Origin of the sequence: Chitinophaga pinensis (assembly GCF_007896845.1) — a bacterium.
Taxonomy (GTDB): Bacteria; Bacteroidota; Bacteroidia; order Chitinophagales; family Chitinophagaceae; genus Chitinophaga; species Chitinophaga pinensis_C.
The window spans coordinates 1-24,238 of record NZ_VOHS01000034.1 but is presented as its reverse complement, the minus strand read 5'-3'; the positions used below and the strand labels follow the sequence as shown (position 1 = coordinate 24,238).

General features: G+C 45.6%; 19 protein-coding genes. 6 read left to right on the top strand and 13 right to left on the bottom strand.

Translation table 11 applies throughout. The features are described from left to right. Positions 1–112: 112 nt before the first annotated feature. From FEF09_RS23215 to FEF09_RS23195, 5 genes are all read right to left on the bottom strand, one after another. The gene (locus FEF09_RS23215) at positions 113–1,591 is read right to left on the bottom strand and encodes a RagB/SusD family nutrient uptake outer membrane protein (RefSeq protein ID WP_146307323.1); all 1,479 of its coding nucleotides are present in this window, start codon (positions 1,589–1,591) and stop codon (positions 113–115) included. Between the two features lie 49 nt (positions 1,592–1,640). Next, complete coding sequence (locus FEF09_RS23210) at positions 1,641–4,562, bottom strand: SusC/RagA family TonB-linked outer membrane protein (protein ID WP_222597085.1); 2,922 nt, start codon at positions 4,560–4,562, stop codon at positions 1,641–1,643. A gap of 414 nt (positions 4,563–4,976) precedes the next feature. Beyond that, a complete protein-coding gene (locus FEF09_RS23205; protein ID WP_146307322.1) occupies positions 4,977–6,902 on the bottom strand; it encodes a 7TM diverse intracellular signaling domain-containing protein in 1,926 nt (641 codons plus the stop codon). Next, positions 6,903–9,101 (bottom strand): B12-binding domain-containing radical SAM protein, encoded by a 2,199-nt coding sequence (locus tag FEF09_RS23200; RefSeq protein WP_146307321.1) that lies wholly within the window; start codon positions 9,099–9,101, stop codon positions 6,903–6,905. It lies immediately after the preceding gene. A gap of 77 nt (positions 9,102–9,178) precedes the next feature. Then, positions 9,179–9,754 (bottom strand): Crp/Fnr family transcriptional regulator, encoded by a 576-nt coding sequence (locus FEF09_RS23195; protein WP_146307320.1) that lies wholly within the window; start codon positions 9,752–9,754, stop codon positions 9,179–9,181. A gap of 138 nt (positions 9,755–9,892) precedes the next feature. On the opposite strand from FEF09_RS23195, the gene FEF09_RS23190 reads away from it, so the two are divergent. Together FEF09_RS23190 and FEF09_RS23185 are read left to right on the top strand one after the other, a co-directional pair. Continuing rightward, positions 9,893–10,732 carry a hypothetical protein gene (locus FEF09_RS23190; protein ID WP_146307319.1) on the top strand — a complete coding sequence of 280 codons (840 nt, stop codon included), beginning with the start codon at positions 9,893–9,895 and terminating at the stop codon, positions 10,730–10,732. A 29-nt stretch (positions 10,733–10,761) separates the two neighbouring features. Further along, on the top strand, positions 10,762–11,214 hold the full coding sequence (locus FEF09_RS23185; protein ID WP_146307318.1) for a hypothetical protein: 453 nt from the start codon (positions 10,762–10,764) through the stop codon (positions 11,212–11,214). Positions 11,215–11,377: 163 nt separating this feature from the next. On the opposite strand, the gene FEF09_RS23180 is transcribed toward FEF09_RS23185, so the two are convergent. The 7 genes from FEF09_RS23180 to FEF09_RS23150 all read right to left on the bottom strand — a co-directional run bounded on the left by FEF09_RS23180 (position 11,378) and on the right by FEF09_RS23150 (position 21,272). Next, positions 11,378–12,547: a hypothetical protein gene (locus FEF09_RS23180; protein WP_146307317.1), complete on the bottom strand. Its 1,170-nt coding sequence runs from the start codon at positions 12,545–12,547 to the stop codon at positions 11,378–11,380. Between the two features lie 113 nt (positions 12,548–12,660). Continuing rightward, entirely contained in the window at positions 12,661–13,221 is a 561-nt protein-coding gene (locus FEF09_RS23175) for a hypothetical protein (protein WP_146307316.1), read from the bottom strand. A gap of 63 nt (positions 13,222–13,284) precedes the next feature. Further along, the gene (locus FEF09_RS23170) at positions 13,285–14,703 is read right to left on the bottom strand and encodes an efflux transporter outer membrane subunit (protein WP_146307315.1); all 1,419 of its coding nucleotides are present in this window, start codon (positions 14,701–14,703) and stop codon (positions 13,285–13,287) included. Next, positions 14,700–17,882: an efflux RND transporter permease subunit gene (locus FEF09_RS23165; protein ID WP_146307314.1), complete on the bottom strand. Its 3,183-nt coding sequence runs from the start codon at positions 17,880–17,882 to the stop codon at positions 14,700–14,702. Before FEF09_RS23165 ends, FEF09_RS23170 begins: the two co-directional genes overlap by 4 nt. Before the next feature lie 37 nt (positions 17,883–17,919). Next, the gene (locus FEF09_RS23160; protein WP_261387693.1) at positions 17,920–19,038 is read right to left on the bottom strand and encodes an efflux RND transporter periplasmic adaptor subunit; all 1,119 of its coding nucleotides are present in this window, start codon (positions 19,036–19,038) and stop codon (positions 17,920–17,922) included. Between the two features lie 461 nt (positions 19,039–19,499). Next, a complete protein-coding gene (locus FEF09_RS23155; protein WP_146307312.1) occupies positions 19,500–20,087 on the bottom strand; it encodes a TetR/AcrR family transcriptional regulator in 588 nt (195 codons plus the stop codon). A 78-nt stretch (positions 20,088–20,165) separates the two neighbouring features. After that, on the bottom strand, positions 20,166–21,272 hold the full coding sequence (locus FEF09_RS23150; RefSeq protein ID WP_146307311.1) for a hypothetical protein: 1,107 nt from the start codon (positions 21,270–21,272) through the stop codon (positions 20,166–20,168). Positions 21,273–21,699: 427 nt separating this feature from the next. On the opposite strand from FEF09_RS23150, the gene FEF09_RS23145 reads away from it, so the two are divergent. The 4 genes from FEF09_RS23145 to FEF09_RS31750 all read left to right on the top strand — a co-directional run bounded on the left by FEF09_RS23145 (position 21,700) and on the right by FEF09_RS31750 (position 23,887). After that, positions 21,700–21,948 (top strand): DUF6597 domain-containing transcriptional factor, encoded by a 249-nt coding sequence (locus FEF09_RS23145; RefSeq protein ID WP_146307310.1) that lies wholly within the window; start codon positions 21,700–21,702, stop codon positions 21,946–21,948. 77 nt (positions 21,949–22,025) lie between these two features. Beyond that, on the top strand, positions 22,026–22,508 hold the full coding sequence (locus FEF09_RS23140) for a helix-turn-helix domain-containing protein (protein WP_186774478.1): 483 nt from the start codon (positions 22,026–22,028) through the stop codon (positions 22,506–22,508). 367 nt (positions 22,509–22,875) lie between these two features. Next, positions 22,876–23,142, top strand: a complete 267-nt coding sequence (locus FEF09_RS31755) for a hypothetical protein (protein ID WP_222597084.1) — start codon at positions 22,876–22,878, stop codon at positions 23,140–23,142. Between the two features lie 187 nt (positions 23,143–23,329). Continuing rightward, on the top strand, positions 23,330–23,887 hold the full coding sequence (locus FEF09_RS31750) for a nucleotide disphospho-sugar-binding domain-containing protein (protein ID WP_315898182.1): 558 nt from the start codon (positions 23,330–23,332) through the stop codon (positions 23,885–23,887). A 48-nt stretch (positions 23,888–23,935) separates the two neighbouring features. Here FEF09_RS31750 and FEF09_RS23130 read toward each other — a convergent pair whose 3' ends face one another. Beyond that, a complete protein-coding gene (locus tag FEF09_RS23130; RefSeq protein WP_146307308.1) occupies positions 23,936–24,187 on the bottom strand; it encodes a hypothetical protein in 252 nt (83 codons plus the stop codon). Between the last annotated feature and the right edge of the window lie 51 nt (positions 24,188–24,238).

The window sequence follows — 24,238 nt, the reverse complement described above, 5'->3', positions numbered from 1 at the left end:
GTTCATACGTCTATATTTTCTTGTGAAGCTGATTTTTCAGGTAAAAAGAAGGCCCCGTCTCCGTTGAGACGAGACCTTACATTTGTTCGTTAACGCTATCTTATATCCACATTTAATAGCCGGGATTCTGTATCAGATTGGTGTTCTGGTCCATCTCACTCTGCGGAACAGGCCATAATAAGCTCTGCTCTGTCAGGTGATAGCCCAGGTTTACACCTTTTCCATCTGTAACGGCCTGCATTACAGGGATCGCACGATCTGTACGTACGAGGTCCTGCCAGCGGTTACCTTCGAAAGCGAGTTCCAGACGACGCTCTTTCTCAATAGCCAGACGCATGGCTGCCTGATCTGTGATGTTGAGTTGTTTCAGTTTGACACGCTCACGGATCTGTGTAACAATAGTGTTCGCACCAGCTACATCTCCCTGTTCATTCAACGCTTCTGCTTTCAGCAACAGTACATCTGCCAGACGATACATGATAATGTTCTGACTGGCGTCAGTCTTACGCATTTTATAAAAGAAAGGGAAACTATCCAGAGGCAGACGGGCATCACCCCATTTACCATTTACGTTTGCAAAAGTGATCGTTGATCTGAAACGTACGGTATCTTTTTCCAGCTGATAGGCACGGACGAGGTCATTGCTTGGATTACAGAACTTCTTCCAGTCTGTACCCAGGAACATACTGGTACCCCAGTTACCACCCGTATCCCAGCCATCAAAGTTCAGTTCGAAGATGGATTCGGCAGAGTTCTCATGCGCACCATCCCACAGATGATCATATACAGGTAACAGACTGTAACCTAATGCAATTACCTGATTAGTATAGGACTCAACTTCTGCCCAGTTAACCGGCTTTTGAGTAGCGGCTACTTTTGCCAGCAGCGTGTAAACAGCCCCTTTGCTTACATAACCCTTATTTACACCGGAAGTGGGTACCACTTCTACAGCCGCTTTCAGGTCAGCATTGATCTGTGCATAAATACTGTCTACACTTTTACGTGCAGGATACAGCAATGGATATATCTGTTCCAGATTATCAGCAGTGATCGTAGGCAACTCCGTTAATACTAATGGTACATCACCGAAGATCCTTACCAGATCAAAGTAAGCACGTGCGCGGATGAACTGCGCCTCGCCTATGATCTGTGCTTTACGACCCGAACTGAGCGCAGGGTCGGTTACGTTTGGTACGTTTGCGATCAGGGAATTACATGCGGTGATCTGGTTGTAGAGATATCCCCAGTCACGGCTTGCCCATGCATTGGTAGAGAGCATACGGAATTCGTCAATCTCAAAACCGGCAGCGTTGTCCGCACCTGCATAAGCATTATCAGACTGACCTTCGCTTATATTGAAATAATCCAGTACGTAATATTCTGAAGAACCACTACGGAAATAAGAATAACAGCTGGCAAGTGCCGCTTCCGCAGTAGTCGCGTCTTTGATATAAGAACCCGCAGTACCCTGCCCCTGATTACCAACAATAGTGTTGGAAGGAGGTGTCAGATTCAGGTCTTTGTTACATGCACCCAGCGTCAGTGTCGCCAGTGCAGCAGATATAATGAAGAGACGATTCGTTTTTTTCATAACTCAAACGTTTAGAAAGACAGGTTTAAACCGAGGACAAAAGTTCTTGCTACCGGATAAGTACCGTAGTCAATACCAATGTTACACCATTCGCAGGATCACCTGAATAAGCATTCACCTCCGGATCAAAGCCTTTGTATTTGGTAATAGTGAACAGGTTCTGTGCAGTTGCATACACCATCAGACGGCTGATGTGCATCGCGGATAATGCACTCTTCGGCAGATTGTAAGAGAGCGTTGTACTCTTCATACGCAGGAAGGAACCATTTTCCACGAAACGGGAAGAAGTACGGGAATTGGATACGCTGGTATTCGTTGAGCGCGGAATATCAGTAATCTGACCTGGTGTCTTCCAACGGCGTAATACCTCAGTAGATTGGTTCTTACTATCGTACATACCTTCTGTTTCCATACGGGAAGCGTTGAACACTTCATTACCCTGAGAACCCTGAAACAGGAATGACAATGACCAGTTCTTATAAGACAAATTGTTGTTCAGACCATAGGTGAAAGTAGGTTGTGCATTACCGATCACTGTACGGTCGGATGGAGTTACACTACCATCATTGTTCACGTCTTTATAAATCATATCTCCCGTTTTAGGATCAACACCTTCCGCTACATATCCATAAAAAGTACCTAATGGTAGTCCTTTTCTCAAAGTGATGATATAATCTCTGTTCTCCGGTGCTGCATAGTTATATACCTGTGTCAGCTGAAGGTCAGTCAGACGGTTACGATTGAAAGCGATATTAAAATCAGTGCTCCAGCGCAGACCGTCCGTCTTATCAACGTTTACAGATGAGATCAGGAACTCCAGACCTTTGTTCTCCAGTGCACCAGAGTTACGTGCCATGTATTGGTATTCCGCCGATCTTGGGAATGGTACATTTAGCAGCAGATCCTTTGTTTTTTTGAGATAGGCGTCAGCCGAGAACGTCAGACGGGATTCAAAGAGACTCAGATCAATACCGATATTGGTCTGCGTAGTTGTTTCCCATTTCAGATCAGGATTAGGAGCGCCCGGAGGAAGCGTGATACCGGGACCTGACAACGGATCGGTAATTGGCTGACGGGTGAAGTTGTTTAATCCTAATGAAGCATACGGACTCAAGCCTTCTACGTTACCATTTTGGCCCCAGCCTGCTCTTAGTTTCAGGTCATTGATCGCTTTCACATCCTGCATAAATGACTCGGAAGAAATACGCCAGCCGGCAGATACAGAGGGGAAGTAACCCCACTTATGTTTCTTGTCCAGTTTGGAGGAACCATCCGCACGGAAGTTTACTGTCAACAGATATCTACTGTCGTAGTTATACATTACACGCCCCAGATAAGACATCAGGAACCATTGAGATTCGTAAGTGTCACCCGTGATCTGGTTTGCAGCGTTCAGTGTTTTTACAGTTGGATCAGCAGGGAAATCGCGACCTGTCTGATTGCTTACATTATAATTATTCTTTTGAGAAGTTACACCTGCCAGTGCGGAGAGATTGTGTTTCTTCCAGCTCTTGTCGTAATTCAGGGTGTTCTCCCACAGCCATGTCAACGTGTTATAACGTTGAGCAGTAGCATAACCATGGTCAAGGCGACCCGGTGTAGTCATGATATAATCGAGATAGTAATCAGCGCTGTGATTGGCATAGTCAATACCATAATTGGTTCTGAACTTCAAATCTTTGGTAAAGTTGATATCCAATGCAGCGTTACCCAAAATACGATTGTCTTTTGTACCCTGAGTAGGACCTTCGATCGCTGCCAGCGGGTTATCCCAACCGGATTTATGCGGGTTCATGGTGTAGCGCTGATGACCGTTAGCGTCAGTCTCATAAATTCCCATGATCGGAGGCGCATTCAACGCACCCAGAATTACCGCATTACGTCCCGCATTCGCATTATCTTTCACATCTTTGAGATCCACATTGGAGTAGCTGATGTTGGTAGTTAATTTCATCCATGGCTTCAGCTGATTGTCCAGGTTTGCACGGAAAACACGGCGGTTGTACTGCGCAGGTTTTACCATACCATCATCTTTAGTATAAGCACCAGAAATGAAATACTGGGATTTTTCGCTACCACCGGAAGCTGACAACTGATAATTCTGGTTACGGCCTGTACGGAACACTTCATCCAACCAATTGGTAGTTACCGTTGGGGTTATTTCATTGTAACCCATTTCCTTCATCAGGTCATTGTATTGCGCAGCATCCAGTACATCGATCTTCTTACCGATCTTAGACACACCATAATAAGTATTGAAGTTGATCACCGCATCACCGGAACGACCTCTTTTGGTGGTGATCAATACCACACCATTGGATGCTCTCGCACCATAAATAGCGGCACTGGAAGCGTCCTTCAGTACGGTAATCGTTGCGATGTCATTGGTATTCAGATCCCTTGTATCGGTGGTTGGCACTCCGTCGATCACATATAAGGGTTCGTTACCAGCCTGTACGGAAGTAGCACCACGTACTCTTACTGAGAATGCGGCACCCGGTTTACCGGAAGGCTGTGTCACCTGTACACCGGCAGCTTTACCCTGAAGGGCTGCAGCTGTCTGTGTGATGGGACGCTCTGCGATATCTTTGGTATTAACGGCTACTACGGCAGTAGTAACATCTTTCTTTTTCTGTGTACCGTAACCGATAACCACTACTTCGCTCAGATCTGTTTTGGTGTCAGACAGGGTAATGGAGACCTGGGTACGGCCCTCTAATGAAAAATCCTGTGTTTCGTAGCCCACGTAAGATAGTTCAAGGATGGCATTGGAAGGTGCCTGAATGGTGAAGTTACCATCCGGCTGGCTCGCCGTTCCTTTTGCTGTTCCTTTGATCTTGATGGAGACGCCGGGAAGAGAGTTGCCCTGCTTGTCCTGTATGTGTCCCTTTACTGTGACGTCCTGCTGTGCCATAGCAAAACTCCACAGTGCCAACAGCAATGCTGTCAGGAATGTTCCCCTTTTTTTCATAATGTGCTTTGGTTTGTGGATAAGGATAACCCTTGTATCAGTTTTAGATTTTGAACTTAGATAAAAACAATAGCCGGAAATGAGTCACTCATTGTATAGAGCGGGATAGTCGTTTCATAACCTCTCACATAACATGAATCTCCATTTCATAACGATGACCAGGCGTCCTTTCATTTGTATTGCCAGGTTTCATATTGTAAAGATATGGTGAGTTTCACACATGACAATGGAAAATATTTACACAAACAACTGATTATTAAACTATTATATAAAATTTGATACGCTTTAATACCAGAACACTTTTACCTCGGGAAGCCTTGATAATGAAGCATTACAGGCATTTATAAAGGATATATTATATAAATACCCTGATACGCTTCGCTACCTTTCAAAAAAATTGCGTTTTATTTCATTTCAGGCTTCTTCCCTTTCATCCAGCACCAGCAAACTCCAACCCTGCCCATTGGCCTGTTTGAGTTCTTTCTTTCGCTCTTCCATCATTTTGAGGATACGGGTGGCATATGACCAACAGGTACTTTGCCTGATTTCCAGAATCTCTGAGAGTTTATGGGAGGAGATCTTACCCTTGGTAGAGTAAATCAAAAAGGTGAGATAGAAAGCTTTGTTGATCGGAATACGGATATTCTGGTAAATAGTGTACGCTGTTGCTGACTCCTCATAACTGCATTTACTACACCGGCGACTAAATGGCTGATGACCAGCATAATAGTGATCATTACCACATTTACGGCAACGGAACTGCTCCGTCCACTTCAGATCAGCCAGAAAACGCAGACAGCTTTCTTTATCTGGATATATTTTGCTAAACTCCTCGAAATCAAGGGTCGTTGATAATGCCCTCGCTCTGGTTACCTTCTCAACATTTGTCTGCAGCTGACGATTGTCCTGTTCCAACAGGGCATTCATACGCGAGATCTCCTCCGCCTGTGCTTCCAGCAAGGCATTCGTTTTGATCAGTTCTTCATTCTGCGCAGCAATGACATCTCCCTGTTCTGACAACTGTCTGGTTCTTGCCTGTACCTGCGCTTCCAGTTCCTTGTTTTGATTATCCTTCAAACGGGCATTCTCCGTCATCTGTCTGATCATCTGACGGTGTGCCTTATCCCGCTTTTTCTTCAGGAGACGTACCTTATCCCCTACGGCGAAAGAAAGGAAGAACATTTCCAGAATAAAACAGAAACTCAGGCTATAATAGCTGATAATACCGAAATTCAGCCAGGTATAACCCAGCATAATGAAGAATTTCAGCATAAACCCGACAAACAGAAAACTATACCCCAATACAAAAAAACGGGCCGGCCGGTATCCCTTCAGCCAGATATACATACCGGTATGGAATGCCACCGCAAGTGGAATAAGCTCAATAAATTTATAGTTGAACCAATATGGATTGATCAGCAGACAGGCCAGAAAATAGACACAACGGGCAACGATCACTCCCATGATCAGTTTATTCAGGAAAGGCGCCCTCGCCTGCACATGTAAGAGGCTACGGGTAAATAAAAGGGCAAATACACTCATACTGAGCAGCGGCCATGCAAAAGCGTACTGATTCCAGACCGGCGCATTGGGCCAGAGCCATTGATAAGCAATGCCATCTGTACACATTTCATATAGTACTACACTCAGGTTGTACAATACATAATAGAGGTATTGCCGCTGGCGCATGGCGATAAACATAATCAGGTTGTAAAAGCTGAAGATGAATATCATCCCATAGAAAATACCAAAAGTGAGATATTCGCTGAGTGCATAAGACACAAAGCGGTCAATAGACCGGATCACAATAATCACGTCTGCCGTCTGGGCAGAACTGATTCTGAAATAATAGACCGCCTCATCCTGACGGTTATTGTCCAGCGAAAGTTCGAAATTCTTATGATGGAACCAGCGTTGCGCGAATGGGTACTTATCCCCTATCTTTTCCTCCCGATATACCCCGCCGGAGTCGGGCAGCCACGCTGTAATGTCGTCAATGGTCTGGTCAAAGAATTCCAGCAGGTAATATTTATTGGCGGCCGGGTTGTGCCGGATCTTCACCCGGAACCAGACAGGAGCACCCAGCTGCTGATTTTGTGGTGTACTGACATTGCTGGGTTTGAACCGGGCAGACATACTATCACTCCTGACCTGATCGATCGTCAGTTGAGCTCCCGGATCTTCCAGATACTCAATTTCATTGTACGTGAAAATGTGTTCGCGTAACGTGCTGTCTATGTGCACCGCCTGTTGGGAGTAAGCAGCATGACTGAACAGGCCTGCGATCATCAGCAGCAGGTATAGGGCTGTCAGTCGTACTCCCTTTTTGATACTATTCATTCACAATTTCAAAAGTCCGTATTTATACAGCGAATTTACGGGTTTATTGTCCCAGAAAAGCTCGAAATCCTCCAATCCGGCGGCATCGTAACTCTCCATGACCTCCTTCAGTGTATATGTTTTCTGCTGGCGGACAGACAGCTTTTCCAACATATCAGCCAACCAGATCCCCTCCTCTTTATTAACGCTGATACTCGCTTTTTCCTTGCGGTTCTGGAAGGTAAGTGAAGTCACTTCCCAAGAACTGCCCTTTTTTGTTTTGGTGAGGGTCTGTACATCGGGTGTTTTTCCGAGCCATACAATCTTACTGGTCGGTTTGGAAGGTGCATACTGATCTTCCAATAATGCCTTTTCTATATAGTCAGGTGTGATCTTTGTCTTTGGTACTTTGAAATCGAACCATTTCTGCAAAGGATCATCCAGACAAAGACCATGCATAAAGTTCAGCAGGGACTTCTTCAGTCCGTAGGCAAACAGTTCATGCTCTGCCCCCGTCTCATCAATATGTACGATATCATTATTGGCAAAAGCGCCAATCACTTCTGTTTCTTTCTTTACACTGAATTTCTGCGGATCCTGTCCTACCGGACTATGCGCCGTCATAGTGAACTGATGCCAGAAAGCAGATTGCAAGACACCTATCTTGAACATCTGCCGCACCATTTCCAGTGAATCGATGGTTTCCTGCGCAGTCTGTGTCGGGAATCCGTACATCAGATAAGCATGCACCATGATACCCGCATCTGTAAAGTTGCGGTTCACCTGTGCGACCTGTGCAACTGTAATACCTTTCTGAATGAGTTCCAGCAGCCGGTCCGAAGCGACTTCCAGTCCGCCGGAAACAGCAATACAACCAGACGCTTTCAGCAACAGACACAGATCTCTCGTAAAGCTCTTCTCAAAACGCACATTCGTCCACCAGCTCACATTCAGTTTACGCTTCAGGATTTCCAATGCCAGCGCACGCATCAGCGCAGGCGGAGCAGCTTCATCCACGAAGTGAAAACCATTCTGCCCTGTCTGCGCAATGATCTCTTCCATTCTGTCACATAAAAGCTGTGCTGCAATAGGCTCATATAAACGTATGTAATCCAGCGAGATATCACAGAAAGTACACTTACCCCAGTAACACCCGTGCGCCATGGTCAGCTTGTTCCAGCGACCATCACTCCACATACGATGCATCGGATTGACCACTTCTATCGCAGATATGTAACTATCGAGCAGAAAATCGCTGTAGTCAGGCGTGCCGACCTGCGATTGTTTATAGTCAGCACAGCTTTTATCATTCACATAAGTCACCTGATCTTCCACCATGGTGAAAGTACGCTTCAGTTCAGTCAGCTCTTTCTTCCCTTCTATATGCGCTACGAGATTTTCCAGTGGCGCTTCCCCATCATCCAAAGCGATAAAATCATAAAATTCAAATACCCGCGGATCTGAGAGCGAGCGCAGCTCTGTGTTGGCGAAGCCGCCTCCCATAGCAATCTTAACATCCGGATAATTGGCTTTGATCCATTGTCCGCAGCGAAGTGAAGTATAGAGATTCCCCGGGAAAGGCACTGAAATAGCAACCAGCTTGGGCTGGACATTCGCCATGTGCCGGGAAAGGAGATTGATCAGCATCCGGTCGATGAAGGTATACTCCTGTTGGAGGGCCGTATACAATTCATCAAAACTATTCGCGGAGCGGGCCAGCTTTTCCGCGTAGCGGCTAAAACCGAAATGCTCATCCACACATTCCATGATCAGATCGGAAAGATCCTCGAGATACATGGTCGCGAGATGTTTGGCTTTATCCTGTGTACCCATGGAGCCAAAGGCCCAATCCAGATCTTCCAGCTGGGCAAAACGACCGGCTTCCGGCAGGAAGTCGCGTTTGCAGATACGATGTGCAAGTGTTGGATTCTTTCCCTGTAAGAAAAGGATGACGTCGTCAATTGTTTCGATATAGTCTTCCTGCAGGGCAATAATGCGGGTGATATTCCCGGAACGTTCGGCAGACTGACCATTGACCAGCGCAAACAGTTCCTGCAGACCCTGTTTACAGAACAGCGCCAGGGTTACCTCTATGCCGAGGTCGGACTGGAAAGAGGTAATGCCTTTCGTATTTAAAAAGCCTTTCAGATAAGCTGTAGCCGGGTAAGGCGTGTTCAGCTGCGTGAAAGGCGGTGTAATCAGGAAAACGGATGCACCCAAATCAATCTAATTTTGGCTGCAAAATTATCAATAAATAACCGAAGGCGGCAAATTATCAGGATGGACGTTTGCAGCACCTATTGTCTGGACAGCTGTTTACGGATCCTGCTGAGCGATGATTGCGTGATTCCGAGGTAGGAAGCGAGGTAAGATAATGGCACTTTATTAGCCAGATCCGGGAACTTTTCCATGAACATCAGGTATCGGCTGGTGGCATCTTCAGTCAGCATAGGGGCGATCTTCTCCAGTTTCTCAATCATTGCCCTTTCCCTGATTTTAGCAATGATACGGTCCCAGTCCAGAATAGTGGAAGATAACAGCCGCAGGGTATTTTCCGAAAAAATGATCATTTCACAATCTGTAATGGCCTGAATATATTCCGTAGAAGGCATTTTGCTTTCCATGCTATGTATATCAGATATCAGCCTGTTCCCGTCCACAAAGTACCGTGTGATCTCCGTGCCTTTGTTATTGAAATAACACACCCGGAGAATACCGGAGCGGATAAATCCGATCTCCCGGGGTATTCTGCCCGCTTCTGAAAAATACTCATCCCTCTTCAGACGTCGTTCAGTCACATTATCCAGTATCAGCTGTATCTGCTGTTGGTTCAGCTGTCCGTACTGCAGCAGATAATTTATCAGGTCATCCATAATAGTCTGTTTCGAAAACGTTTGTCCGTCAATGTTTTATTGCCGGCTTTACGCTCCAAAGATACACATTCCTCTTCCAGTCAACATTTGTCATTTGGCAAATAACATTTGAATATCTTTGCAGGCGAAATTTTACCTATGAAACAAATTTTTCTATCCATGCTGCTACTGGCAGCGGCCCCTGTTACGGCACAATTAAAAGGCAGTATCGAATACAACCTATGGAGAGCGCAACAGGGCGATACCCTGACCGTTTTCGCAGAAAAGGCTTATATCAGGCAGTCAGCTTCTCCCAAAGCAACCATTCAGGACTCCCTGACTACCGGCCAGACGATCATTGCTGCTAAACTGATTGAAACTGAATTCACCATGAAAGGCATTACAGCGCCATGGTATCAGGTAAAGTATAAAATAGATGGCAAACAGAAAGAGGGCTTTGTCTGGCTCGGACTGATGGCCTTCGGTAGTTATCAGAAAGATAGCGTACAGTTCCTCTATGGTATCGATAAGGTAGTTCCTGCTGAGATTAAAGAAGCAGACCCTAAATATGTCATTCTGGTGAAAGCCCTGAATGCAAAACATGCCCTGCTTGATAAGAAATCAGTCACTGTGGACGGTGGTTCTTTTGCCATCACTGCTGATGCAAAATTACTCGGCGGAATGGGTCTTGATAAGATCAGTACAATTGTTCGTCTTTATTTCAGTGGTGAATCCTGTGGTATACCAGACAACTATATTTACTACGGATGGAACGGATCAAAGCTGCTTGAACTGCCCGGCAAAACCAATATGTTTGATGCCGGCGCCGTAGGACACTCGGAAACACTGTTGTTTCCAAAAGAACCCGGCGGACAGGCGGGTAAAATTATCAGACTCACCGTTGATGAAGAATTCGGAGAAGATGGCGAAACCGTTGCCAAAAGCAAGAGTACCCGCGAAGTTTATATCTGGAACGGAGAGAAAGCGACAAAACAGTAAGCTTAAATCCGTAAATTCAGGTAAAAAAAATGCGACGTCTTACCTGCTCCCTCCTGTTCATTTGCTTTGCTCTTAGCCTTCGCGCACAAACAACGACAGATTCTGTCAAAACAGCTGTCAATCATTTGTTTACCGCTATGCTGCAATCAGATAGTGTCGCCCTGACAAACTGTTTTGCGCCGGGCGCCGTGTTACAGACAGTGGTAAAAGATAAACAAGGGGTCGTAGGCGTTAAGACGGAAGCAATCAGTGAATTTGCATCCAGTATCGGAAAGCTGCCAAAACAGGCAGTTGACGAGCAGATCACTTTCGATGTCGTAAAGATAGACGGTGATCTGGCTATTGCATGGACGCCTTATAAGTTATATTTCAAACAAAAGTTTGCGCATTGCGGCGTGAATTCCTTTCAGCTGGTAAGACTGGCAGAAGGATGGAAGATCCAGTATATTATTGATACACGGCGCAAACAAGGTTGTGAATAAGAAAATGCCCGGGAGCTGACTGAGTCAATTCCCGGGCATTGTTGTTTTTATAATAACTGCTTGTATTTCGGCTGCTCCTCCGCCTCTTATTCAACGGATGATTTCGCATCAGGGCCATAGCTTCACAGGCGCCACTGTATACCACGGAATACCCAATGCCCCTTTATGGATGTTCTTCCTTTCGTTTCTCCCCTATTTCATACCACGGGATGCCCAATCCGCCCTTATGATAATAAATACCTACTTTTTCATTTACATTAAGCTTATCATACAGCGGTGCTTTCACATTTACATAAATCCCTTCAGGCGCATGCTCCCATGGTTCCAGATCAAGATGATAAGACTTAACAAAGTAATGATCTATCGTAAGTATCTTCTTTTTGACGCCTGTTTCATAGTATACTATCGCCGAAGTATCCAGACATCTGTTCAGCACGATCGTCAGGAAAAATCCATTCGCTATAAATAACACCATTAACAATGTCACAGACACATAAAAACGTTTTCTTCGTCTGTTAAAATCGCGGGTACATTCCCACATCATTAATGCAAGGGCAGCTACTATTATAGCAAAGGTTGTCCATACCTCACTATAATCAGTAATCTCTATAAAATACCACCCGCCTAATAGTCCACCTGCTGTAATAAACGAAATAAATGTACTTCCGGGCAAACCGCCGGCGGAATTGTCTATCAACTGTATAAAACCTTTATGACGCAATGTAAGATATAAGGAAACAGGCAGGCAGAAAAAAAGCACCAATCCGAACCATGGGAATGAGGCGTTATAACGCCATGTCATTATAGCTAGTAAACAACTGATAACACCGAGTACACGGAGTTCAATCTTCGCACGTTTTCGTCTGCCGGCACTTTCCTGTTCATCATAATGCTCTGTTACTTCACTGTATATTGCTATTTCCTCCATATGGTTGATATCCGGGTACCGGCCGGATAACCATTGCTCGAGTTCACTTACGCCCTGCATGTATTTAGACATATAAATACGTTTGCCCGTATTGGGTATTATCCAGATCCCATTGCCATCTGCCTTATACCCCTTTACATTGCTTAATAGTATCTCCCTGTTGATCAGGCGGGACTCTTTACGGATACTATATTTATCCAGTACCACTCTCTCCTCCAATTGTAAAAAAGCGCAGATGATCAGTACTATCGGAATAGCACAAACCGGCCACAGATAAATCAGGGGAATATCTACCTTAGGATCATAAAACGGGCCTAGCGCTATCGCTACAAATGTAAATAACAGAATAGCCAGCAGAAAATACATCAGGGTCTTAAGGCCGCGGGATAACGCAAACACTTTCATAACAGTACAGGCGATTGTCTTAGTCGCTGTAAATATATGTTGAGAAATCCATCCGATGAAACGTTTTATGTTATCTTCTGTGTACGATTTCAAACCAGAGGATGCCCGGGGCATTATTCACCCTGCAACATCTTCATCACCTTCCACAAATGCTCGCATTGCTCCAGCTCTTTTACGGGTGAGAGATCCAGTACTGACTGCCGGATATGATTCAGGACCTGCAGATCTGGTTGCGTACCGGCCGGCAATATAGCCATACAGGCCAGTGCTGTTTTTAATACGGTTGCTTTCACCCGGATACTGTGCGGGGAATACCTTGCAGGATGCAGGTGCACATAACGGCCCGGTTCGATGCCATGTAGTAATATCCAGCGGGAGGTGTCGGAGAGCGTAATTTCTATATAACCGCCACTGGCTTTTAAACGTTGCAGATACCCTGCTTCATCTGACAGTCCTGTAGCGTTTAGCTGACCGGTCACTTCGTGAAAGACGTCCGGCAGATCCAGTACACCATAATAGATATCCATCTGGGAGTTACCCAATACCTTTAGCCGTTCAGGTAAAGTATGCGGTGTTACGTCCATTAACTGCCGGCGTATAAATCCCCGGTGATGTTTCAGGGCATTGAACAGGATATTGTCTGCTTTTATCAATGGTGCAACTGGATTCATCATAAAATAAAAAAAAACGTCACAAAAATATGTGACGTTTTTCCCAATATACAATTTCTTGTACATCTATCGCCAACCGCCCCCGAGGGAACGGTAAAGATCTACTACAGCGTAGAGCTGATCTCTTCTGAGATTGCTGACTTCCAGTTCACTCTGCAGTACATTACTTTGCGCGATGATCACTTCCAGATAACTGGCGCGACCGCTCTCAAACAGCTGGCTGGCATTGTTTACCGCCTGATGGAGCGTCTGCACTTTATTAGAAGCGATATCATATTGCGATTTGAGCTTTTCTATTTTCACCAATGCATCTGCCACCTCTCCTGTCGCTTCCAGTACGTTCTGACGGAAACGGAGCACGGATTGTTCTCTCTCTATCTTCGCCACTTCAAACTGTGTCTTCAGATTTTTACGGTCAAACAGTGGTTGTGCAATCGCACCTGTTGCCAATCCAAAGAGGGAGGTTGGAATCTGAAACCAGTCGCTGAATTTTACCGCATTGACACCACCGCTGGCTGTGATCACCAGAGATGGATACATGTTAGCCTTTGCTACACCTACCCTTGCATTTGCGATGTTCAGGGCGAGTTCGCTACGTTTTACATCCGGACGACGGCTCAGCAGATCAGAAGGGATACCGGCTGACAGTTTTTCTGTCAATGGATATTCATTCAGTCTGGTATGCCTTTCTATCGCTGCTGGCAATTCTCCTGACAGGATACGGAGGGCATTTTCCTGTACAGCCATGTCCTGCTCGATCTGTGGGATCAGCTGGGCAGCTGTGAGCTGCTGCGCTTCTGCCTGTTGTACAGCCACGAGGGTGACCTGTCCGGCGTCATACTGTAAGCGGATAATACGCAGGGTGCTATCGTTCAGTTTCAGGTTATTCTGTGCCACTGCCAGCTGTTCATCCAGCATCAGCAGATTATAGAACGCCTTTGAAACGGTAGACACGATATCTGTCTGCAACAGCTTCCGGGATTCGTCTGTCTGCAGGTAAGCAGCCAGCGCTTCTTTCTTCTGGTTCTTAATCTTACCCCAGATATCCGCTTCCCATGCAAACTGGATATTGGCGTTATAGTCTTCCAGATGTTGCGTACCGAGGAACTGACTCAGACTGATACCATTCAAACTGTTATCGGAAGGACGGGTAGTACCTGCGGTAACGTTCAGTTTTGCGGACGGAAGATTCAGCAGTTTAGCCTGTCTCATCTGCAATCTGGCAGCTTCCACACTCAGGATGGCGGCCTGCATATCATAGTTCTTTTTGATAGCGTTATCGATCAGTGCTTTCAGGGTGGCATCTGTAAAGAAGTTCTCCCATGGAAGATCTGCGATGGTGGTGGAATCAGCTGTTGCACTGTTTCTGAATGCAACAGGTAACTCGGGTTGAGGCGCCGGCGTATCTTTCGACACTTTACATGCCTCCAGTAGACCGGCACTCAACAAACCTATAAGGAAATATTTATTTATCTGTGCTTTCATACTAATTCCGGTTTAGCGACTTTCGCCTGTTCATTGTTTATCACGGCAGTGGGCGTACCACTCACTTTTTCCTGCAGGTACTGGAACATCACGAAGAGTACAGGGATGACAAACAATCCGAGTATTACTCCGCTCACCATACCACCCGCAGCACCGATACTGATAGAGTGGTTACCGATAGCAGATGGACCGTTGTCGCTCATCATCGGTATCAATCCCACTACGAAGGCAAGGGAAGTCATCAGGATAGGACGTAATCTCAGTCTCGCCGCTTCAATCGCAGCAAATACCAGGTTCTTACCAGCCTTTCTTCTTTGTGAAGCATATTCCACGATCAGGATAGCGTTTTTCGCCAGCAATCCGATCAGCATCACCAATGCTACCTGTACGTAGATGTTGTTGGAGATGTCTGTGAAACGGATAGACAGGAATACACCGAGAATACCTGTAGGGATAGAAAGGATCACCGCCAGTGGCAGGATGTAGCTTTCATATTGTGCTGCCAGCAGGAAGTATACAAACAGCAGACAGAGTGAGAAGATGATCACAGATTGTCCGCTGGAGGAAATTTCCTCTCTGGTCATACCGGAGAACTCATAAGAATAACCGGTAGGCAGGTATTGCTCACCCACTTCCTGTACTGCCTTGATCGCATCACCGGAGCTATAACCCGGTTTCGCAATCACGTTCAGACCGATAGAGTTGAACAGGTTATAACGAGAAGTTGTTTCAGGACCAAATACACGTTTCAGGGTTACCAGTGACTTCACAGGTACCATTTCACCCAGTCTGTTTTTCACAAAAATACCTTCCATGGAAACAGGTGCTGCACGTTCATCTTTTTCTGCCTGCATCATTACCCTGTAGTATTTACCAAAGCGGTTGAAATCACCCGCCTGACTACTACCAAAGTAAGCGCCCATTGTCTGTAACAGGTCTTTTACGTTTACATTCAGCTGTTCTGCTTTTTCCGCTTCTACTTCCATTTCGTATTGTGGATAGTCTGCACGGAAGGAAGTGAATGCAAATGCTATTTCAGGACGTTTCATCAGTTCACCGATAAAGCCCATCGCGATACCACTGAATTTATCCAGTTTACCACTTGTCTTATCCTGCAATACAACATCTAATGCATCTACGTTACTGAAACCCGGTACTGTCGGGAAGGTGAATACGAAGAAACTACCATCTTTGATAGTAGCCAGTTTACCTCTGACCTGATCCATGATAGCGTTGATGTCTTTTATCTCACCTCTCTCCTTTGCTGGTTTCAGCAGGATGAAGGCCACACCCGCGGAAGGGCTGGAAGACTGTGTCAGGATGTTGAAACCAGACAGTCCCATGAGTGCACTTTTAGATGGCAGATCTCCCAGTGTTTTCTCTACATCCTTGATCATGGTCGTCGTTCTGTCCAGAGACGCACCCGCAGGCATAGACATGGAGATTGCAATAAAGCCCTGGTCTTCGGATGGAATAAATCCAGTTGGGGTTTTCCTCACCAGGTAAATTGTTGAAACAATGACGATGATCAGGCCGGCAATACTTACCCATTTATGACGGATCAGGAAACGCAGGCTGTTCACATACTTGCCCGTCATGCGGTCAAAACCTCTGTTAAATCCGGCAAAGAATTTCTCTTTAAAGGTTGCTTTATGCGTGTTATCATGCGCACCATGATGTGTTTCTTTCAGGAAGAGTGCTGCCAGTGCAGGGCTCAGTGTCAATGCGTTCACCGCAGAGATCACGATGGCAATAGCCAGTGTGAAGGCGAACTGACGATAGAACACACCGGTAGAACCTTCCATGAAACCTACAGGCAGGAACACCGCTGACATAACGAGTGTGATGGAAACGATCGCACCACTGATCTCACTCATCGCAGACACGGTTGCTGCTTTCGGAGGCAGGTGTTTCTTTTCCATTTTCGAGTGTACCGCTTCCACGACGACGATAGCGTCATCCACCACGATACCGATAGCCAGTACCAATGCGAACAATGTCAGCAGGTTGATAGAGAAGCCCAGCAGTGATATGAAGAAGAAGGTACCTACAATCGCAACGGGTACAGCGATAGCAGGGATCAGAGTGGATCTGAAGTCCTGAAGGAATATAAATACCACAACGAACACCAGAATAAACGCCTCGATCAGCGTGTGTTTAACCTGCTCTATAGATAGGTCAAGCGTATCTTTTGTATTATAAAGGATCAGGTATTTAACTCCCTTGGGGAAGTCTTTGGATGCCTTTTCCATGAATTTCATGATAGCGATCTGGATCTCGTTGGAGTTAGATCCTGCCAGCTGGAAAGAGGCAATGTTCACACCCGGCTTTCCGTTTACACGGGTATAGTTACCGTAGGTATATGCACCGAATTCTACTCTGGCTACATCTTTCAGACGCAGGAAGGAACCGTCACCATTGGATTTGATCACGATATTCTCGTAGTCTTCCGGTTTGGTGAGTTTACCTTTATACTTGATCACATATTCAAAAGACTCTGCACTGCTTTCACCGAATTTACCGGGAGCGGCTTCCAGACTTTTATCCTGAATAGCGGCCATCACTTCTTTTGGTGCAAGATTATAAGCGGCCATCTGTTTAGGATTCAGCCACACCCTCATGGAATAATCTTTATTACCACCAAAGATGAGTGCCTGACCTACACCGGGAATCCTTTTGATATCCGGAATGATGTTGATCTGTGCATAGTTGGCCAGAAAAGTCTGGTCGTATACTTTCGGATCTTCGGAGTACATGTCTACCACCATCAGCAAACTATTCTGCTGTTTAGCGGTGGTTACACCCGCCTGTACTACTTCAGCCGGCAGCTGGGCTGTTGCCTGTGCCACCCTGTTCTGTACGTTTACGGCTGCCTGGTCAGGGTCAGTACCCAGTTTAAAATATACGGAGATCACCAGTGAACCATCGTTACTGGCAGTGGAGTTCATGTAGATCATGTTCTCCACCCCGTTGATGGCCTCTTCGAGTGAAGGAGCCACAGAACGCAGAATCGTTTCTGCGTTGGCGCCCGGATACAGTGCGGTTACCTGTACTGCGGGAGGAGCGATATCAGGGAATTTCTGGAGGGGAAGCTTCCACAAGCCCAGAACACCCAGTATCACCATTATGATAGAGATCACCGTTGCTAAAACGGGTCTTTGAATGAATTTCTGCAACATAAATTTTTATTTTAGGAGGAAGGACTGCATGTAACGATCAGCTCTGTGGTGCTGCTGGTTTAGCCTTCTCCGGTTTGATTTCCATACCCTCTTTCAGACGGTCAACACCAGATACAACGATTCTGTCTCCGGATTTTACGCCCTCACTTACCAGATACTGATTGCCAGTGCTACCGGTTACGGTGATGGCCTGACGAACAGTTTTGTTATCCTTATCTAAAGTGTATACGAAAATCCTATCCTGTATTTCGATAGTAGCAGCCTGCGGTACGAGGATCGCGGACTTATATTCACGCAGTAATCTTACTTTACCGGTATTACCTGTACGGATGGTACCTTTTGCGTTAGGGAATACAGCACGCAGTGTGATAGCGCCTGTGTTCTTCTCAAACTGTCCGTCGATCATATCTACTCTACCTTTTTCTTCATAGATATGATTGTCTGCCAGTACCAATATTGCCGGTGGCAGGTTTTTCAGTTTCTCTTCCAGTGTAGAACCTGCGTAATTGTCTTTAAAGCTGAAGAAATCGCCTTCACTCAGAGAGAAGTAAGCGTAGATCTCATGCACGTCAGACAGTTTAGTCAGAGGCTCAGGATCGCTCAGGGAAATCAGTGCACCTGCTTTCTTTGGAATGCGGCCGATATAGCCACTTACCGGAGCGGTTACATTCGTATAGCCCAGATTGATAGCAGCAGATGCCACCATTGCTTTCGCCTGTTCTACATTAGCGGTAGCTACTTCATGTGCAGTTTTAGCGGTACGCAGCTGCATATCAGACACCACTTTGTTATTCACCAGCGGTGTTACCTTGTCTATTTCCAGCTGAGCGTTCAGCACAGATGCTTCTGCTGCGTGTAAAGCTGCTTTGGCATTGTTGAGCTGTTCGCGGTAGCGGTGTTCGTCTATCTTAAATAAAGGTTGACCTGCTTTCACATAAGCGCCTTCATCTACATATACTTTTTCCAGGTAACCATCTACCTGTGAACGGATCTCTACATTTACCTTACCTTCAAGTGATGCGGTATAATCATTCTCTGTGTTCGCATCAGCTGCGCCGATCGTTACCACTTCCGCCGGAGTAGCAGCAGGGGCTTCGTTGTGCGCAGAGGAAGACTTACAGCTGTACAGGCCTACGAGGACTGTCAGGACAAGCATGCTCCGAATTAATACATCTTTTTTCATGTTTATGTTTGTTGAGTGTAATTGACAAAAAGTTTCCCCGGTTGCATAGCTGACTATGCAAGCAGACATGAACAGTAAATACATGTAATACCCTGGTCAATGCGAGGGATGCATTGATTACAGTGCGTTGTTGTTGTTGAAGGTAAAGCGAGCGTTCACACAACGATCGTCGGCGGATCGTGTGGATAATACGAATCAGTGAAAGTTTTGTCGTACGAACAGTAAGATGGTATATACCATCTGGATACGACAATCATAAAAAGTACCTGTTCACGGTCCTTTCGGGCAGATAAGAAAGCGTACGTGCCTTCTGCTGCGGTTGATTTCTTTTTTATCTTGTTACCATCATTTCTGACGGCAACAGATTTCCTAACATTGTTAAAGGTACGTTCTGAAACGATCGTTTCAAAATTTGCGCAAAAAAAAGCGAAATTTTAAAATGGACTTTTCAAATGTAACTTGGTATATCCTGCCATCTTCTTTACAAGATGGGCATCTTTAAACTGGAGATATGATTGTTTCCAGCCACAAAAGCCATTGAATATAATATGTGCCAGTACAACAGGATCCTTGTCATCTGACAGTTCTCCCTGTTCTTTTGCTCTTCTCAGCAGATCGGTAAAAATACCGATGGTTCTGTCACTGGCTGTTTTGATCACCCGGCGTACTTCGTCATCATCTCCTGCCAGCTCAAAGGATGATTTCATCCCCATACAACATTTGCAGTCGTAAACGATACCGGCCACATACACATCTATAATCTTTTCCATTGTTTCCAACGGAGACAGTTCCTTTAAGGTCAGGACCGACTCATAGTCCTTTGCCGCCAGATAACCGTAAGTCCGCAGACATTCCAGAAAAAGGTTATGTTTATCGCCGAAAGAGTTATAAAGACTGCTCCTGTTGATCTGCATAGCCTCCACCAGATCCTGCATGGAAGTGGCATTGTAGCCCTTCTCCCAAAACACGTCCAGCGCTTTCGCTATCTTTTCCTCAGGAATAAAATCTTTATCTCTGGCCATAACGGGAACAAAGTTACATTCTGAAACGATCGTTTCAAAATATTTTTTTCTTTGTCCCCGCAAGATGGCATGAACATGTTATCTGAAACGTACTGAGAATCCGACATTTATCACATAGTCAGCAAAGGCGGCATCGCCATTCACCTTATTGGCGGGCGTACTTCTGGCTTTGTCTGTGTTGCTCTGCGTCCTGTCCCTGCGTAAAGCGATGGGCACTCCCGCAAAGACGTTCATCTTCTTAAATGCATAGGAAACGTTGGGTTCAAGGGAAATCACGTAGCCCGGGCGGCGGAAATCACCGCTGCCACCGATCAGGTCGTTGACCGGAATCCCTTCCAGTCGGACGCCTAAAGCGGCGCTAAAACCCTTCGTCATATAATTCACCCCTGCCCGCGCCATATATTGGTCAGGCACACTGCAAATGGCCTCATTGGCCAATGCCGGGGTCAGTGTTTCCCTATAGGTACGCACGCCATTCTGTTCCCTCGGGTTGCTCAGGTAATAGAAATTACCATATACACCGAAATGCCGGGAAAAATACTGATAAAGGTTCAGTTCTGCGGTAATACCGGTACCCCCATCTCCCAGCTGAATAGACTGGTCAACGGTACGCAGTTGTTTACTGCCATTGGGCCCTACGTTATACCAGTAGTCCTGATAGTCATAGTCGCCGGTAGCAAATTTAATCCCCAGCCCTGCCTGTATATTTCCCTTTTTATGTTTCTCAGGGTCCAGCAGCCAGCGGTATACCGCAATACGCATATCGCCCAGACCATAGGAATGCATACTATGCCGCTGGTTATAATTATTCACCCCATTGATCAGACCATGCTCATACAAGGAGGATCTGGCATTTGCCAGTAAAGGTACATCCAGCATAACGCTCCAGCGGCTGTTGATAAGACGCGTCAGCGTCAGGTCAATGGCCGTCTGATGATTAATCACTTCTGTGCCATTCAGCACTCTCTCTTTCTGTTCTTCGGAACCCTTGAAATGTTTGTAAGATTTAAAATACCTCGCACCCATACTGAAGATCCATTTGTCTGAGCGATCTTCATCCGGATGAGTGATTGTACAGGTAGCCGGCCCGTTACCGCGTAAAGCGACACATCCCTGTGCCTGAACGCGTGAAATCATAGCTGTACAGATAACTGACAGGAAAGCAGCTGATAAAATTCTGTTCATAGACTGTTCTATTTACGTTTAGAGAGGACATAAATTCATTGTTCAATAGTCACTTCATTGTTCAGATAGCAGAGTGGAATACGTCACTGTTCACATAACAAAAACAAAAGGTATAGTGTACTTAATAACTCTAATGTGTGATCCTGGTTGAATGCTGTACTAATACTCACAGAAATTTAGACAATAATCGTGATATAAGGAAATATATTTTCCCCATCCAATCGCAGTCTTTTATCATAATATTGCTGTAAATATTGCCTTCCCAATTACAATAAAGCAAGGATATGAATCGTCTACCTATAAAACAGGGTCTGACTATAGTCATCCTTCGTTAATGTTACGTTGAAAACGTAGCATCAACGAAGGATGACTATAGTATAAAAGGTATCAGACACCGGTTTCTTATGTACCAATACAGGGGTTATCCATGCAATATCAGTCAATACAACCAAACAGTATGCTCCGGGAGCAGGTAGGGCACTTCTGGGTCACCGAAGGAGAGATTCCCGCGGGTCAATCCATAACATTCCGTTCAATGGTAGATGCTTATCCGGGGATGATATTTATAGAGGACCCTGCTGCCTTTTTTACCGGACAACATAGCGCTAAAAAACAGCATATCTTCCTGCATGGCGCCAGTACTTTCTGTTTTGAGAAAAACTGCAGGGAAATGTAAAAATCATCAGCGTACATTTCAGGCCGACTGCTATCTCTGCTTTATTCGGCATCGCCGGACATGAACTGGCCAATAATGTGACCGATCTGGATAGCATCTGTAAGAATCATCTGAGCGAGCAACTCCTGCACGCAGATAGCACGACTGAAAGAATTGCCCTGCTGAATGATTTCCTGACGGAACAATGCCTGCAGCATCAGCAGGTGAATACAGAGAAAACGAGATATGCACTACAGCTATTGCAGGAAGGAGATACAACCTTATCACTCCAACAACTACAACAGCAACTGCATATTACAGAACGCTCACTGGAACGCCTTTTCCGGGAGCAGATCGGACTTTCTCCCAAACTCATTTCCCGGATCACCCGCTTTCAGAAAACCCTCCATGCACTGAGTCAACCGGATGCTGATAGTCTGGCCGCCATCGCCTATAAATACGACTACTCCGACCAATCACATTTCATCCGCGAGTTCAAAACATTCTCCGGCACTACCCCACAACAATTCCGGCAACAGGCAGGTATCGGCGTAGAGAATTTCGTAGAATGGCATGACTAAAATTGTCGGTTTTATACTATACCTCCCCTTCCCCGCACAATAACTTTGCCTTGCTAATCTGATAACAAAGAGACTACACATGGCAAAAGTATTATTGCTGAGCATTCCTTCACATGGACATATGAATCCGACGCTGGGACTTGCAGGCGCATTGGTTAAACACGAGAAGAAGTAACCTTTTTCAGTTCAGAGAATTCAGGAAACCGGTGGAAGCGACCGGCGCCACTTTTATCTGTTAAAAGAAGACCTCAATATCTTCAAATTTACACAAGGACAGGCTGCTGCTGCCTCCGGGAAAAAGAAACCTGCTGCTAAACCGGGCTTTATCAACGCCTTACTGCAACCAGAGCGTTTTGTCGATCAGCTCATGGAACAGATCAAAGACATGCAGTTTGATTATCTGGTTCATTCTGCCGCCTACCCCTATGCCAGTGTTATCGCACAGGCACTGAAAATACCGGCGGTTTCTTCTTTCGCTGTTTTTGCCACTATGAAGGATTTTGAAAAAATGCGAAAGGGTAAAACATGGACACCGGCCAACCTGATTCCTTTCAAATGGAAGCTCCGTTTGCTGTACCTGCTTTTCTACCGTAAAAATTCGGTAAAGTACGCAGGTATTTACAGGACAATATAAAGTGCGGGTATCCACAGATCTGCTTAGTCACTTCTTTAACAAAAGCGAATTGAATATCATTTATACCTCACGTTATTTTATCAGGATATCAGCCACTATGACGACAGCTTTATCTTCATCGGCGCACCTGTATACAAAAAAAATATCAGGTAGATTTTCCTTTTGAAAAACTGGAAGGTAAAAAGGTATTGTATATCTCTCTTGGTACTGTTTTCGGCAATTACGCTGCAGGCGTATACGAAGTCTTTTTAAAGCATTCGCAGATATGGACATCACTGTGGTAATGACAGCATACGGGGTCGATCTGTCGAAGATGACAATACCGGATAATTTCATTGTACGTGATTATGTACCACAATCAGCTATACTGGAACGGAGTTCGGCTGCCATTACACATGCGGGTATGAATAGTATTGGCGACCTGTTATACGCGAATGTTCCGTTTGTATCTATTCCTATGGGTGCAGATCAGTTTTTCCTTGCGGAGAGAGCCGGGGAACTGGGCGCCACCATTGTACTGGACGTCCATACAATGACGCCGGAAGCGCTGAGGGCAGCCACAGAAAAAGTCATGACTGATAAAAGTTATGTTGTCAATAGTCGTAAGATCAGTGATTCTTTCCGCGAAGCGGGCGGATATGAAAAGGGGTGGAAGAGATATTCCGCTGGAAGAAAACAAAAGGAATCTGGTCATAAAAGAAAGCCCGGGAAAATCAGATTCCCGGGCTTTCTTTTTAGAAGTTGAAAAGACAGGTAAGTCCGCCGATATGAGGTTTGTGTGAAGTCACACCTTTCATATAGAAAGTGTTGATCTCAATATTATGCCGTTTTTTCCACCCACCGCGATACGTAAACCGATATTGCCGGCAGGTCCCACTGTGCTGGTAGTCTTGTAAGGGTCTACATATTCCACCCAGTCATAATAAGTATCGGGAAATTTCTGTTCTACAGTACCAACATTATACGCAAATCCGGCACCTACAAAAAAGCCCATCCGGCTCTGGCAACCCGCAGCAGATCCCGCGCCGATATTGAAATTGACCATTAGCGCACATTCACCATAAACAGGTCACCATAGGAATAATCACCGTATAAT

Bases quoted from the DNA above. Each gene is read 5' to 3' on its own strand.
- FEF09_RS23215 (WP_146307323.1), bottom strand. From the start codon at position 1,591: ATGAAAAAAACGAATCGTCTCTTCATTATATCTGCTGCACTGGCGACA.
- FEF09_RS23210 (WP_222597085.1), bottom strand. From the start codon at position 4,562: ATGAAAAAAAGGGGAACATTCCTGACAGCATTGCTGTTGGCACTGTGG.
- FEF09_RS23205 (WP_146307322.1), bottom strand. From the start codon at position 6,902: ATGAATAGTATCAAAAAGGGAGTACGACTGACAGCCCTATACCTGCTG.
- FEF09_RS23195 (WP_146307320.1), bottom strand. From the start codon at position 9,754: ATGGATGACCTGATAAATTATCTGCTGCAGTACGGACAGCTGAACCAA.
- FEF09_RS23190 (WP_146307319.1), top strand. From the start codon at position 9,893: ATGAAACAAATTTTTCTATCCATGCTGCTACTGGCAGCGGCCCCTGTT.
- FEF09_RS23185 (WP_146307318.1), top strand. From the start codon at position 10,762: ATGCGACGTCTTACCTGCTCCCTCCTGTTCATTTGCTTTGCTCTTAGC.
- FEF09_RS23180 (WP_146307317.1), bottom strand. From the start codon at position 12,547: ATGAAAGTGTTTGCGTTATCCCGCGGCCTTAAGACCCTGATGTATTTT.
- FEF09_RS23175 (WP_146307316.1), bottom strand. From the start codon at position 13,221: ATGATGAATCCAGTTGCACCATTGATAAAAGCAGACAATATCCTGTTC.
- FEF09_RS23170 (WP_146307315.1), bottom strand. From the start codon at position 14,703: ATGAAAGCACAGATAAATAAATATTTCCTTATAGGTTTGTTGAGTGCC.
- FEF09_RS23165 (WP_146307314.1), bottom strand. From the start codon at position 17,882: ATGTTGCAGAAATTCATTCAAAGACCCGTTTTAGCAACGGTGATCTCT.
- FEF09_RS23160 (WP_261387693.1), bottom strand. From the start codon at position 19,038: ATGCTTGTCCTGACAGTCCTCGTAGGCCTGTACAGCTGTAAGTCTTCC.
- FEF09_RS23155 (WP_146307312.1), bottom strand. From the start codon at position 20,087: ATGGCCAGAGATAAAGATTTTATTCCTGAGGAAAAGATAGCGAAAGCG.
- FEF09_RS23150 (WP_146307311.1), bottom strand. From the start codon at position 21,272: ATGAACAGAATTTTATCAGCTGCTTTCCTGTCAGTTATCTGTACAGCT.
- FEF09_RS23145 (WP_146307310.1), top strand. From the start codon at position 21,700: ATGCAATATCAGTCAATACAACCAAACAGTATGCTCCGGGAGCAGGTA.
- FEF09_RS31755 (WP_222597084.1), top strand. From the start codon at position 22,876: ATGGAACAGATCAAAGACATGCAGTTTGATTATCTGGTTCATTCTGCC.
- FEF09_RS23130 (WP_146307308.1), bottom strand. From the start codon at position 24,187: ATGGTCAATTTCAATATCGGCGCGGGATCTGCTGCGGGTTGCCAGAGC.